The sequence below is a fragment of the Rhizobium aethiopicum genome, assembly GCF_014197535.1.
GTDB classification, from domain to species: Bacteria; Pseudomonadota; Alphaproteobacteria; order Rhizobiales; family Rhizobiaceae; genus Rhizobium; species Rhizobium aethiopicum_A.
Map to the genome: position 1 here is coordinate 1 of NZ_JACIFV010000021.1, position 12,928 is coordinate 12,928.

General features: G+C 62.5%; 14 protein-coding genes. 2 read left to right on the top strand and 12 right to left on the bottom strand.

Features of this window, described 5'->3' with window-relative positions:
• Window positions 1-64 precede the first annotated feature (64 nt).
• Window positions 65-667 carry a proline racemase family protein gene (locus tag GGD53_RS23260; protein ID WP_246717864.1) on the bottom strand — a complete coding sequence of 201 codons (603 nt, stop codon included), beginning with the start codon at window positions 665-667 and terminating at the stop codon, window positions 65-67.
• 255 nt (window positions 668-922) lie between these two features.
• On the opposite strand from GGD53_RS23260, the gene GGD53_RS23265 reads away from it, so the two are divergent.
• The gene (locus GGD53_RS23265; RefSeq protein ID WP_184459134.1) at window positions 923-1,924 is read left to right on the top strand and encodes an Ldh family oxidoreductase; all 1,002 of its coding nucleotides are present in this window, start codon (window positions 923-925) and stop codon (window positions 1,922-1,924) included.
• On the opposite strand, the gene GGD53_RS23270 is transcribed toward GGD53_RS23265, so the two are convergent.
• From GGD53_RS23270 to GGD53_RS23320, 11 genes are all read right to left on the bottom strand, one after another.
• Window positions 1,921-2,598, bottom strand: coding sequence for a GntR family transcriptional regulator (locus tag GGD53_RS23270; protein ID WP_184459135.1), 678 nt, complete (start codon window positions 2,596-2,598; stop codon window positions 1,921-1,923). The genes GGD53_RS23265 and GGD53_RS23270 overlap by 4 nt on opposite strands.
• A 78-nt stretch (window positions 2,599-2,676) precedes the next feature.
• Complete coding sequence (locus GGD53_RS23275; RefSeq protein ID WP_184459136.1) at window positions 2,677-3,432, bottom strand: SDR family NAD(P)-dependent oxidoreductase; 756 nt, start codon at window positions 3,430-3,432, stop codon at window positions 2,677-2,679.
• 10 nt (window positions 3,433-3,442) lie between these two features.
• Complete coding sequence (locus tag GGD53_RS23280) at window positions 3,443-4,207, bottom strand: SDR family NAD(P)-dependent oxidoreductase (protein ID WP_184459137.1); 765 nt, start codon at window positions 4,205-4,207, stop codon at window positions 3,443-3,445.
• Window positions 4,208-4,215: 8 nt separating this feature from the next.
• Entirely contained in the window at window positions 4,216-5,250 is a 1,035-nt protein-coding gene (locus GGD53_RS23285) for a proline racemase family protein (RefSeq protein ID WP_184459138.1), read from the bottom strand.
• Window positions 5,247-6,737 (bottom strand): aldehyde dehydrogenase family protein, encoded by a 1,491-nt coding sequence (locus GGD53_RS23290; protein ID WP_184459139.1) that lies wholly within the window; start codon window positions 6,735-6,737, stop codon window positions 5,247-5,249. Before GGD53_RS23290 ends, GGD53_RS23285 begins: the two co-directional genes overlap by 4 nt.
• Before the next feature lie 31 nt (window positions 6,738-6,768).
• A complete protein-coding gene (locus GGD53_RS23295) occupies window positions 6,769-8,007 on the bottom strand; it encodes an FAD-dependent oxidoreductase (RefSeq protein ID WP_184459140.1) in 1,239 nt (412 codons plus the stop codon).
• A 61-nt stretch (window positions 8,008-8,068) separates the two neighbouring features.
• A complete protein-coding gene (locus GGD53_RS23300) occupies window positions 8,069-8,947 on the bottom strand; it encodes a dihydrodipicolinate synthase family protein (RefSeq protein WP_184459141.1) in 879 nt (292 codons plus the stop codon).
• Between the two features lie 31 nt (window positions 8,948-8,978).
• A complete protein-coding gene (locus GGD53_RS23305) occupies window positions 8,979-9,644 on the bottom strand; it encodes an amino acid ABC transporter permease (protein WP_432443139.1) in 666 nt (221 codons plus the stop codon).
• Between the two features lie 12 nt (window positions 9,645-9,656).
• The gene (locus GGD53_RS23310) at window positions 9,657-10,319 is read right to left on the bottom strand and encodes an amino acid ABC transporter permease (RefSeq protein ID WP_184459143.1); all 663 of its coding nucleotides are present in this window, start codon (window positions 10,317-10,319) and stop codon (window positions 9,657-9,659) included.
• 12 nt (window positions 10,320-10,331) lie between these two features.
• A complete protein-coding gene (locus GGD53_RS23315) occupies window positions 10,332-11,114 on the bottom strand; it encodes an amino acid ABC transporter ATP-binding protein (protein WP_184459144.1) in 783 nt (260 codons plus the stop codon).
• 59 nt (window positions 11,115-11,173) lie between these two features.
• A complete protein-coding gene (locus GGD53_RS23320; protein ID WP_184459145.1) occupies window positions 11,174-12,004 on the bottom strand; it encodes a substrate-binding periplasmic protein in 831 nt (276 codons plus the stop codon).
• Window positions 12,005-12,204: 200 nt separating this feature from the next.
• On the opposite strand from GGD53_RS23320, the gene GGD53_RS23325 reads away from it, so the two are divergent.
• The gene (locus tag GGD53_RS23325) at window positions 12,205-12,924 is read left to right on the top strand and encodes an FCD domain-containing protein (RefSeq protein WP_184459146.1); all 720 of its coding nucleotides are present in this window, start codon (window positions 12,205-12,207) and stop codon (window positions 12,922-12,924) included.
• Window positions 12,925-12,928 lie beyond the last annotated feature (4 nt).

Here is a 12,928-nt window from a genome sequence, read left to right on the forward strand (position 1 = left end):
TCGACAACCAGAAAATAGACGGAAAACCTCCGTCTGACGGGGCATGCGCCTGCGGCATTTCGATTCACCCAGAACTTTCCCCGGACAGCCCTGCATGTGCCGGGATCAGTTCAAGGCCCTTGAACTGCCTGACATCGGCGATGACATAGAACATGCCGCCCCAGCCGACATCGACGGTGACCTTTCCAAGATGCGGCACGTCGATGACGGCATCGAGATGGGCGGCGAATGCCGGCACGTTCTTGAAGGTCACGCTTTTGACCTTGCCGTCCTTGCATTCGGCCTTGATGCGAATAAGGCCGGCAGGCGCCTCGAGGACCAGTTCGGTGGCGGGCTCCTTCATCGAAAGCATGCCCATTTCCAAGAGGACCGTCACCACGGAGATGGTGTTGCCGCCGGACATCATCGGATATTCGACCTGCTCCATGATCACATAGCCGGCATCGGCTTCGGGATGAGAGGGTGGCACGATGATGTTGCAGCAATGGGCAGGATAGCCGCGCGGTTCGCGCAGCATTAGCTTGCGCAGCTGATCGTCATTGCTCTCCAGCCATTTCATCTTCTCATAGACGGAGTTTCCGGGAATGTGCGGAACGCCTCCCGTTATCACGCGCATCGGCGTGCCGGCGTGGGTTTCGACCGCATGAATCGTTCTCTTGAATCCCATTTCTGCTTCCTCCTCTGGTGAGTTGCGTGTTCGTTTTCATGGGAGCAATGCCTGGCCTTCCGCTTTTTCTGTAACGCGCCGGATACGGTATTGCTTTGTAATATCGTATACGATATCTGAAAACACAGGCCCGTCAACCGGGAAAGGCGAAAAATAGACATAGCTGTACATTTTGTCTGTCAGCGCGCCACCACGTTTGCTAAAGAAGCCTCAGAACGGCCGCTTGGCCAGGAGAGACACAGGAGAAGATACAAAATGTCGGATGAGGTCGTATTCGATCTGGCGGAAGCCGAGAGCTTGGCGATGCGCGCTTGCCTCGCGGCAGGCGCCAGCCAAGCCACCGCCCGTTCCCTCGTGGACGCCACCTTGTCCGCCGCGCTTTATGGACCTCCGGCCGTCGGGTTCCCGCATTTCGTCGATTACCTCGACAGCTTCCGTGAGGGCCGCATCAATCGCGATCCCGCTCCTACCTGCGAGCGTCCTTATCCCGCCTTCTTCGCCGCGGACGCCGATCGGGGGATAGCACAGCTCGGTTTCGATCTTGCCTTCGAGGATCTGGTCGAAGCGGTGCGTTCGCTCGGGGCCGCGGTCTTCACGCAAACGAACAGCTATACCACGGGAGAACTCGGCTATTACGTTCGCCGTCTTGCCGGCGAAGGGATCGTCGGCATCGCCGCGACCAATGCCAATGCCATGGTGGTCGCCAAAGCGGGCGGCCCGGCCGTCTACAGCACCAACCCGATGGCCTTCGGCTTTCCGCTCGGCGAAGGATCGCCGCCGCTCCTCATCGACCAGGCGTCGAGTGCGACCGCCTATGTCAACGTCGTCGCGGCGGCGGCCGAGGGACGCAGCATCCCGGCGGGATGGGCCGTCGATGAAGCGGGACAGGAAACCCAAGATGCCGCAAGGGCGCTCGGCGGAGCCCTCCTTCCCTTCGGCGGGCGCAAGGGCGCCAATGTGGCGCTGATGGTGGAAATGCTGTCGGCTGGCCTGTCCGGCGGCCCCTGGTCATTGGATACGCCGTCTTTCCGATCGGGGAGCGCCAGCCCCGCTGTCGGGTTGACGATTGTCGCGATAATGCCGGGTCACGACGGCCTTGTCGAACGCGCGCACCAGCAGGCCGACCGCCTGCAACGCCACGGCGTCTTCGTACCCGGCGTCAGCGGCATCGAATATCCGAGGCCTGCATCGGAAGGGCTGAAAATATCCCGCGCCGTGTTTGAAGCCATCACGAAGATAGCGGAGGCTGACGGCTAAACGGACCTTTTCCCGGGCAGATGTTCGAGCAGCGATTGGCACGCGCTCATGATGTGACCATAGACCAGCTCTGCTGCCTTGTCCTCATCCCGCTCCCGGCAGGCTTCGACGATTTGCCGATGTTCGCGGTCCGCCGTCTGCTGGCCGTGCGATAGGGTCAATTGCACCCGGAGATATCGTTCCAGCCGGTCGTTCACCGAACGGATCGTGCTGACGAGGAAGGGCCGGCGAGCATCCTCGTAAAGGCGGCTATGAAACCGCCAGTTCAGTTCCGACCAGCGGGCGACGTCGGTTTCCCCAGCGAAAGCATCGCAATAGGCAAGCGCCTCGCTGAAAGTCTCCTGCGTCATGTGTGGAACCGAGAGCTTGATGGCATTCGTTTCCAGGATCGCGCGCACCTCGAAGATTTGAGCAATCTCGGGTTCGGAAAGGCTGGTGACGACCGCGCCCTTGTTGCGATGGAACTCTACCAGGCCTTCGGCTTCGAGCCGTTTGAGCGCCTCGCGGACGGGGATCTTGCTGACATTGAACAGCCGGGCGACATCGTCCTGCCGGATCGGTTCGCCTTCATTAAGCGAGCCATCCGCGATCGAATCGCGGAGGAATTTCAGGATCACATCCGAGGCCGTGGGCGCCTTCCCGAGATCGGTCACCTGTTCGGTACTGAAAGGCATTTCCCAGCTCCTTGTTTCCGAGACGGAGATTCTGCTTGGGATATCGTAGACGATCTCTTTCCTCAAGGCCGCCCGATTTTATGCCACCGCTTGTGCGCCGGTGATTTCCACGAGCGATCCGCACATAAATGCCGCTTCATCCGATGCCAGAAAGGCGACGAGTGCGGCCACCTCCTCCGGCTTGCCGATGCGGCCGAAGGGGACGAGCATGTCGAGATCGGCAATCGTCCGGCCGGAGCGCTTGACGCCGGCCTCCAGCATCGGCGTGTGGATTTCGCCGGGGCAGACGGCATTGACGCGGATCTTGTCGGGCGCATAGTCGCGGGCGAGGTTCTGAGTGAAGGCGGCGACGGCCGCCTTCGTCGTATTGTAGGCGATATGGTTCGGCGCGGGATAGAGACCCCATTGCGAGGCCGTGTTGACGATCGCGCCGCCGCCTGCCTCAATCATATGCGGCAACGCCGCCCGGCAGAGATGGAACATCGAATCGAGATTGACGGCGAAGCTCGCCTGCCAATCCTCGTCCGAGAGCGACAGCAGGTTTCCGCGCCGGTTGATGCCGGCATTGTTGACCAGCACATCAAGCCGTCCCTTGATCGCAAAGGTCTTCTCGATCAGCTCGAAGCAGTCGGACTTCCGGGAGATGTCGGCCAAGATGGCGGCCGCCGATCCGCCTGCGTCCTCGATCAGCGAGGCGACTTCGGCCGCTGCTTGCGCGTTGGCATCCGTCACCACCACCAAGGCGCCCTCATCGGCGAGCCTTCTCGATATGGCCGAGCCTATGCCCCCGCCTCCGCCCGTGACGACCGCGACCTTGCCATGGAATCTTTTCATACCAGATCTCCTATCTAATGTAGCTGCCGCCATTGACGTCGAATGTCGCCCCGTTGACCGAGGCCTGCGACGGGCGAAGCAGGAAGGCCACCAGCTCGGCGATCTCCTCCGTCTCGGCCATTTCGCCGATCGGGATGTCACCGACCGCCGCTTCCTTTCCGTACTTGGCCACGAAATCCTCGGCCATGTCAGTGCGCACCCATCCTGGCGCGATGGCGACGGCGATGACGCCGTCGCGCCCGAAGCTCCTCGCGATCGACTTGGTCAGATTGATTAGCGCCGCCTTGGTCGCGCCATAGGGCATGGCGTCGGCGGTATAACCGCGCTGGCCGGCTCGGCTGGCCATGTTGATAATCCGCCCGCCGCCATTCTGCCGGAAATGCACGAGGGCTTCCTTGCAGAGATCGGCCGCGGCGAAGAAATTCACCTGAAACTCCTTCTGCCAGGCGGCCCGCCAATCGGCGGGATCGGCGTCAACCGAAATTTCTGTGCGGATGCCGGCATTGTTGGCAACGGCATCAATGCGCCCCGCCGCCGCGAGCGCATCGCGCCATAGCGTGAAGGCGCCGTCGGGACTGGAAAGGTCGGCCTGAACGATCAAGCCGTTCCCACCGAGCTTGCCCAACAGGGCTTCCGCCCCTCGGCCATCGCGCCCGTAATGGATGATCGGCCGTGCCCCTTCGGCAGACAGGCGCTCGGCGATGGAGGCGCCGATCCCGCCCGATGAGCCCGTCACGAGCACTGTTTGGCCGGCGAGTGGTTGAGCATGAGACATGCCGGCTCCTAACCGAGTAAACCGACCTGGGGACCCCAGGTGTCGGACAGGGCGAATCCCGAGGCGAAGGGGTCGTCGTCGGAGATGCGAAGCTGTTCACGGCCATAGACGAAGGCCCGGCCTGATATTCTCGGCAGCACGGCGCGGCGACCGCCGACCTCGGCCTCGCCGATCGCCTCGGCGAGAAACTCGCCGCCGATGATCGATCGCGACGTCCTGCGGTCGCCGACCGCGACCTCGCCGCGGGCGTAGAGCGTCGCAAGATTTGCCGAACTGCCGGTTCCGCAGGGCGAGCGGTCGACGCGGCCGGGCTGCAGCGTCGTGCAGGTCCTTACCGCGCCATCGGCTTCGCGACTGCGGAACATCACGTAAGCGATCTCATCGACGCCGCTCAGCACCGGATGGGCAACCGAAACCTGACCTGCGAGCAGCGACTTGAGCTCGATCCCGGCTTCCGCCAGCTGCCGGGCATTGGCCGGCGTTATGTCGAGGCCGAGCTGATCGATGTCGACGAGCGCATAATAGACGCCACCGAAGGCGACGTCGATCTTGATGCGCCCCCATTTCGGCGTCTCCACCTCCCGGTCCAGCACTTCGGCAAAACTCGGCACGTTGTCGAGGCTGACGGACAGGCAGCGCCCATCGCGACAGGCGGCGCGCGCGACGATGAGGCCGGCGGGTGTGTCGAGACGCACCAACGTTTCCGGCTCCGACATCGCCACCCGGCCGCTTTCGAGAAGCGCGGTGACGACGCAGATGCAGTTGCTGCCGGACATCGGATGAGCGCGGTCGGCCTGAAGGACGATGAAGCCGGCATCGGCATCGACGCGCGTCGGCACCACCAGCAGGTTCACCGACATGGCGACATTGGCGCGCGGCTCGAAGGTCACGAAGCGGCGCAGGCTGTCGTCGACCCTGTTAATGTGGTTCATCTTGTCGAGCATGGTCGCGCCGGGTATCTCAGGCGCTCCTGACAGGATGACCTTGCCGATCTCGCCTTGGCAGTGGACCTGTAGCAGTTCGAGGCTGCGGTCCCAATTCATTCGGCCACCTCCGGTTTGATGTACCAGCCCCACGGATCTTCGCCGACGAAGCGGGTGATCTGCTTCGTCTCGAGATAATTGTCGAGGCCCCAGCGGCCGAGTTCGCGGCCGATACCGGATTCCTTGTAGCCGCCCCAGGGCGCTTCGGTGAAAGTCGGCTGCGAGCAGTTGATCCAGACGATGCCGGCGCGGAAGGCGGCCGCAACGCGCTCGGCCTTGACGTCATCCTTCGACATGACGGCGGCAGCAAGGCCGAAGCGGGAATCATTGGCGAGCTCGATCGCCTCCTCTTCGGTCTTGAACGGTCGGATGCAGACGACAGGCCCAAAAATCTCCTCCACCCAGGCGGCGCTGTCGAGCGGAACGTCAGTCAGAATGGTCGGCTGGAGGTAATAGCCCTTCACGAACCCTTCAGGGCGCGCTCCGCCGCAAGCAATTGTGGCACCTGCCTGCCTTGCCGCTTCGATTGCTGCAACGACCTGCTCATGCTGACGTTTTGAAACCAGCGGCCCGAGGAGCACGCCCTCGTCCAGACCGTTGCCGATCTTGATCTTTTTCGTTTCCTCGACAAGGCGCGCAAGCAGCCGTTCGTAGATGCTGTCCTGCACGAGGACCCTTGACGTCGCCGAGCAGACTTGGCCCTGGTTCCAGAAGATGCCGAACATGATCCATTCGACCGCCGCGTCGACATCGGCGTCCTCGAAGACGACGAAGGGCGACTTGCCGCCGAGTTCCAGGCTGACACGCTTGATGTCGCGAGCGGCGGCAGCCATGATTTTAGAGCCGACCGGTCCGGAGCCGGTAAAGGCGAGCTTGTCGACTTCTTTATGATCTATGATTGCCTGCCCGGCGACCGATCCGGCGCCCGTCAGAATGTTGAGCACGCCGGGTGGGAGCCCAGCTTCGTCGGCAATCGCCGCAAGTTCGAGCGCCGTCAGCGATGTCAGTTCGGCAGGCTTCAGCACGACGGTGCAGCCGGCGGCGAGCGCCGGGGCAACCTTCCAGGCAGCCATCAGCAGCGGATAATTCCAGGGAATGATCGCGCCGGCGACGCCAAGCGGCTCGCGCACCGCTTTGGAGGTGAACCGCTGATCGGGAAGCGCGATCTTCTCCTCGAGATTGTTGTCGAGCTGTTCGGCAAGGCCCGCATAGAAATCGAAGCAGCCCGCCGCGTCGGCAACGTCCCAGTCCGCCTCGGGGAACGGCTTGCCGTTGTCGAGAACTTCGAGGCGAGCGATCTCAGCCTGGCGGGCGCGGATGCCGTCCGCGATGGCGCGGAGATATCGCGCGCGCTGGGCGCCTGTCAGCTTCGGCCACCCGTCCTTGTCGAAGGCGCGGCGTGCCGCCTTGACGGCGAGATCAACATCTTCAGCGGTCGCTGCGCCGATCGTCTGGATCACTTCTTCCGTCGCCGGATTGGTCACCGTGCAGGTGCCGCCCTTGACCGGCTTCACCCATTGTCCGTCGATATAAAGTTCGCTTCGCATGTTCACTTCCTTTCGCCTTGCGCCGATCCGCTCAGAAGCGGTCGACGCGATAGGGTTTCATGGCCACGGGCGGCTCTACGCCCGTGATGAGATCGGCCATCAGCCGGCCTGTTGTGGCCGCATAGGTGAGGCCGAGATGTCCATGGCCCGTCGCGTACCAGACGTTGCGGCGCTTGGCGGACGGCCCCATGACCGGCACGGTGTCGGGCAGCGCCGGGCGATGCCCCATCCACTCCGTCGCTCCTCCGGTCTTCAGCTCCGGCAATGCCTCCCGCGCTCGCTTCACCAGGATCTTCGCGCGCCGATAATCCGCAGGCTCATCGAGGCCGGCCATCTCGACCGTGCCGCCGACGCGGATGCCGCCCGCGGTCGGCGTCACCATGAAGGCGCGCGCCGGCCAGATGATCGAATGGCGCATCGAAATGCCGGGCTCCATGATCTGCGTGTGGTAACCGCGCTCGGTTTCGAGCGGAATATGCTCGCGCAGCAGGGCGGAAAGCCGGGCGGTGAAGGCACCGGCCGCGAGCACGACCTTCCCCGCCGCGACCCTTCGCCCGTCCTCCAGGCGAAGGGCGGAGACACCGGCCTCGCTCTGCTCGAAGCCGACGACGTTACCTCGCACGATCCTGCCGCCAAACGCCTCGAACCTTTCGAAGAGAGCTATGACGAGTTTGTAGGGATCGGATATCGACCGGTTGTCGGGAAAGAGCACCGCCTTGCCGATCTTCGTCGTCAGAGCGGGCTCGAGATCGCGAATGGCGTTGCCGCCGAGGATTTCGTGCCGGAAGCCAAAGCGCTCCAGGATTTCGATATGTTCCCGATCCGCCTTGAACTCGGCCTCATCGGCATAGAGGCTGAGGCATCCCTCGGCCGTCAGCATGTGCGTCAGGCCGGTCTGCTTCAGCAGTGCGTCGAGGTCTTCACAGACGCGCCGGCAGAGAACGGCGCCGGCGGCCTCCAGCTCCCGCAGCTTCGAGGGGCGGCTCGCCGCCAGGAACCTCAGAAACCACGGCACCAGTTTCGGCATGTAACCGGGCCGGACACGCACCGGTCCCTCCGGATCGAGCAGCCATTTCGGCATCCGCGCCCAGATGCCCGGACGCGAAGCCGGCATGAATTCGGTGACGGCGATGCTTGCCATATTGCCGTAGGAGGCGCCCTTGCCCGGCGCATCGCGGTCGACGAGCGTCACGGCAAGGCCGCGGCGCTGGAGTTCATAAGCGATGGTGACGCCGATGATGCCGGCGCCGACGACTACGATGGATGACACGAAGAACCTCGCAATTTCAGGTGGGGCCGAGGCGGTTTGCTCGCCCCGGACCGGTTATTCGTTACCAGTTGAGGATCGGCTCCATAGCCGCCCGGAACTCGGCCTTTTCCTCGGCCGTCAACTCGCCGAGCGGCGCACGGCACTGCCCGACCGGCAGGCCCTGAAGTTCGCAGCCATACTTGATCTTCTGCACGAACTTACCGCTTTCGAGGATGTTCATCGCCCGGTAGAGCGTTTTCATCTGTTCGCGCGCCTTGTTCAGATCGCCTGCCTTGAATGTGCGGTCGAGATCACAGCAGGCCTTGGCCATGCAGTTCGACGGCCCGCAGATCCAGCTTGCAGCGCCCCAGAACATGAAGTCGAGCGCGATGTCGTCGGAACCGCTGACGAGCTGAATCTTGCCCTCATAACGCCTGGCGATTTCGATCGCCCGCTGCAACACGCCCGAGCTTTCCTTGATCCCGATGACGCGCCGATTGTCGGCAAAGTGATCCAAAAGCTCGAAGCTGATGTCGGCACCATCCTTGGCCGGATAGGAATAGAGGACGAGGTTCACATCGACGGCGCCGAGGACGGCTTCATAGTGCTTGATGAGCTCGGCTTGTGTCGGGCGGGTGTAGAATGGCGGCGCCAGCAGGACAGTGTCATAGCCGATGTCTCTCGCCAGCGCCGTCTGCTCGATCACCTCGCGGGTGGCGGGCGCATTGGTGCCTGCGATCAGAATCTCGCCCGGCCTGGCAAAGTCCTTGACGAACTGCAGCACATCACGGCGCTCTTCCCTGGATTGGCTGAAATATTCTCCGGTCGATCCGTTCGGAACCCAGCCGGTCACGCCTGCCTCGCGCAGATGGATCAGAAGTCTTTCGAACGCCTTGAAGTCGATCCTATTGTTGACATCGAAGGGAGTGATGAGCGCGGGCATGACGCCGGAAAGTTTCATGGGATGTCTCCTGTCCTGGGAACGGCTGTTTCTAGATTGCGAGCTTCTTGAGGATACGTCCCTCGATGAGGGAAACGGCCCGCGTGAGGGGGAAAGCGATGATGAAGTAGATGAGGGCGACGACCGTCAGCACTTCGACGGGACGGGCCGTGTTGTTGGAGATGTTCTGGCCGACGAACATCAGGTCCGCCATGCCGACGGCCGAGACCAGGGCACTCTCCTTGAAGAGGCTGACGCAGTTCGACAAGAGCGTCGGAATGGCCCGCAGCACCGCCTGCGGCAGCACGACGTTGACGACCTGGACCCTGTTCGGCAGGCCAAGCGCAACGCAGGCGTCCAGCTGCTCCCGGCCGATCGACTTGAGGCTTGCCCGGAAGGTCTCGCTGGTGATCGCGCCCATGTAAAGCGTCAGCGCGATCACGCCGGACGCAAAATTCGAGAGCTCGACGCCGAGCAGCAGCGGCAGGCAGAAGAAGATCCAGAAAAGCTGGATGAGAACCGGCGTGCCGCGGAAGAATTCGACATAGATGCCGGAGATCGCGCGAAGCGCTGGGTTGCGCGACGTTCTGGCCAGGCCGACGAGGAAGCCGAGGGAACATCCGAGCACGATGCAGATGACCGTCAGCTTGATCGTCATCCAGAGGCCGAGCAGAAGCGCATTTTCGAAACGCAGCAGGATCGAGAAGTCGAGCGTCATCATCCTGGCCTCCTAGCTGACGAGGATCTGGCGGCGGCGTTCGAGCAGGCCGACGATCTGGGTTATCGGGAAGGACACGGCGAAATAGATGAGAGCCACGACCGTAAAGGTCTCGATCGGCCTGTAGGTCTCGGTGGCGAGCGTCTTGCCCTGATACATCAAGTCCTGGATCGCCACGATCGCAACGAGCGCGCTCTGCTGGAAGATGACGATGCCGTTGGTCAGGAGCACCGGGATCGAGGCGCGGAAGGCCGTCGGGAAGATGATGTAGAGCACGCGCTGGAGCGGGTTGAGGCCGAGCGCGATGCCGGCATCGAGCTGTTCGCGCGGCACCGCCTGGATCGAGGCGCGGTAGGCCTCGGCGTTGAACGCCATGAGATTGAGCCCGAGCGCCATGATGCCCATCGTCATCGGATCGAGGAAGACGTCGAACAGCATCGGCACGCAGTAGAAGATCCAGACGATCTGGACGATGGCAGGCGTGCAGCGGAAGAATTCGACGAACAGCATGAAGGGCAGCCGCAGGACCCGATAGGGACTCATGATCAGCAGAGCGAGCGCGAAGCCGAAGACGATGCCGATGACATTCGCCGCCGCCGTCAGCTGCAGTGAAACCCACAGGCCCTGAAGAAGCGGAGCAAGGGTGACTGCGTTGAAGTCGAACGTGTAGTTCACGGCATGCCCTCCCTACTGCTTGATGTGGAAGACGCGGTCGATGAATTCCTTGGTGCGCTCCTCGCGCGGCGCGGCGAGCACCTGTTCGGGAGGCCCGTCCTCGACCACCACGCCGCCGGCGCAGAAGATCACCCGGGAGGCGATGTTCTTGGCGAACCACATGTCATGGGTCACGATCATCATCGGCATGTCCTGGGCGGCGAGCTGCAGGATGACCTGCTCCACCTCGCTGACGAGCTCGGGGTCGAGAGCCGAGGTGACTTCGTCGAACAGCATCAGCTTCGGGTCGAGCATCAATGCGCGGGCAATGGCCACGCGCTGCTTTTGGCCGCCGGAAAGCTGCGCCGGATAGGCCTTGGACTTGGCGCCGAGCCCGAAGCGCTCGAGCAGCGCCTGGGCGCGATCCGTCGCCTTTGTCTTGGCTTCTCCGCGCACCTTGCAGGGGGCGAGGATCAGATTCTGGGTGACGTTCAGATGCGGAAACAGCGTGTAATGCTGAAAGACCATGCCGATCGAGCGGCGGACATTGGTGTCGATCTCAGTCTTCTTGGCCGCACCGGCGGAAGAAATATAGGGCTTCCCGTCGAAATTGATCGACCCGCTGTCGATTTGCTCCAGGCCCATCATCACCCTCAGCAGCGTGCTCTTGCCGCCGCCGCTGGGGCCGATGACGACGACGCGTTCGCCGGGCTTCATTTCGATGTCGATGCCTTTCAGCACCTGGATTGCCCCGTTGCCGTAGCTTTTGTGGAGCGCCTGCATTTTCACGAGGGGAAGGCTGAAGGACGTGGTCATGCCAATCTCCGCTGATCGAAGCTGGGAGGGCCGGCGCTCCTCGCACCGGCCCGGCGAGGTTACTTCGCGCCCTTGAGCACTTCGTCGACGGCCTTGCGGATCAGCTCATCGACATGGCCGGTCGCGACCTTCTCTTCGAGGAAGATATCGACGACTTCGACATCGGCCGCCGAAAGCTGATGCGGCAGGCCGAAGGCCACGCCCTGCTTGGCAAGCGCCGGCGTCGGGTTGAGCGCCACCGCCCAGTCCGGGTTCGACTGGGTGAAGAGCTGATTGGTGTCGGAGGCGTCGACCAGGATGTCGGCACGCTTCGAGGTGACCGCCAGGCGGGTCTCGTCATTGCCGGGAAGACGCATGATCGTGGCGTTCTTCACCGCTGCGGAAATCGCCTTGTCCTGCGCCGTGCCGGACATGACGGCAAGCGTCACGCCCGCCTTGTCGATATCGGCCACCGAAGCGGCGCCCGGCGCAATCTTCGGGTTGTTTTTGTTGTAGGCGAGCGAGATCTGGTACTCCATCGCTGGAACCGAGAACTGCACGGCCATGGCGCGCGCCGGCGTGCGGTTCAGCGCCAGCGACATGTCCCATTTGCCCGCCTGCAGGCCGGCGACGATGTTGTCCCAGGTGGTATCGACGAATTCGGGCTTCACCTTCAGCACGTCGGCGAATTCCTTGCAGAGATCGGCAAAGAAGCCGGAATATTCGCCTGTCGCCGGGTCGCGCATGACATAGGGCGGCGCGACGGCCGCGCCGCAACGCAGGACACCCGCCTTCTGCACGCCCTGCCAATATCCCTCGGCAGTCTGAGCCTCAGCGGCGGTTGCGGAAAGAGCTCCCATCAAGGCGAGCGCAGGCAGCGTCCGCAAGGCGGACGTTATCAAAGAAAGCATCGGGCATTCCTCTTTTTGTTGTGCGCAGAAAGGCGCGGTTCCACTCGTCGGCTCTGGCCGTTTCTATTATTTTCTGTCGGCTGCGTGTCGACTGACGAAAATATGTCAACAGCGTGTCGACAAAGTCAAGTGGAAAAATTACATTGCCGACACGCTGTTTTTCTGGCCCAATGGATCGGCGTCTGGAGAAAGGGACTTAAGTGTCTGAAGAATCGGAAGTGAAACGGATCCGCGGCACCGGCTGGAAGAACGTCTATGAAACGCTCCGCAACGAGATCCTGTCGCTCGCTTTGCCGCCCGGTCAGCTTCTCGACGAGACGACGCTGGCCGAACGTTTCGACATGTCGCGTTCGCCGGTGCGCGAAGCGCTGATCCGCCTCGGCGCCGACGAACTGGTCGTGACGCTGTCGAACCGAAGCACCATCGTCGCCCCCATCGAGGTCGCGACCTTTCCCAAATATGTCGAAGCACTCGACATCGCGCAGCGCATGAATACGCGGCTTGCCGCCGCGCTCAGAACCGAAGCCGACCTGAAGATCATCGCCAAGCGGCTGAAAATCTTCGAAGCGGCGGTGAAGACAGGCAATCACCTCGCCATGTCGGAGGCCAACAAGGAATTCCACATGGCGATCGCCCATGCCGGAAAAAACCAGTATCTCGCCTCGTTCTACGAGAAGCTGCTGTCGCAGGGCCAACGCATGCTCCACCTGCATTTCGAATATCTGGAGCGGACCCATGAGGGGTATCTCCTAACTGACGAACATGCACTGATGCTCAATGCCATCCGGGACAAGAACGTGGATCTGGCCGACGAACTCGCCCACGCCCATACGCGGCAGTTTCAGGACAATTTCATCAACTTCATGCGCGAGAACTACACGACGGATGTCGCGCTAGGGCCGCTCAGAGCTGCGGAGTGATCAA